Origin of the sequence: Priestia sp. SIMBA_032 (assembly GCF_046535215.1) — a bacterium.
GTDB classification, from domain to species: domain Bacteria; phylum Bacillota; class Bacilli; order Bacillales; family Bacillaceae_H; genus Priestia; species Priestia aryabhattai.
Genome location: NZ_JAWRXD010000872.1, coordinates 1 through 263 on the forward strand (window position 1 = coordinate 1; position 263 = coordinate 263).

The following is a 263-nucleotide window of genomic DNA, read 5'->3' on the forward strand; positions in this document are numbered from 1 at the left end:
GGTCTCGTTGGCCGCAGGCCTGACGGTCATCGGCAGTTGGGCGGGCCGTGCCGATGACCTCGGGTCGGTGACGCTGCGCGCGATGGCCCTGCTCCCCGCCGCGACCTTGGTGAGCCTGCTGGTGTTCGCGGCGCTCACCGTGGTCCTGGTGCGGTTGCTGTCGATCGGCATGCAGAAGGGCTATCACCCGGTGCGCTCCCGCGTCGGCTGGCAGGTCTGGGCGACCGAGCGGTTGATGGACTCGGCCCGGACCTTCCTGTTCC

The 263-nt window shown here is 70.3% G+C and carries 1 protein-coding gene; it reads left to right on the forward strand.

Annotated features, from left to right (window positions below; genetic code table 11):
- The coding region (locus tag SB717_RS36810) for a hypothetical protein (protein WP_410908020.1) at window positions 1-263 on the forward strand (263 nt) is incomplete at both ends.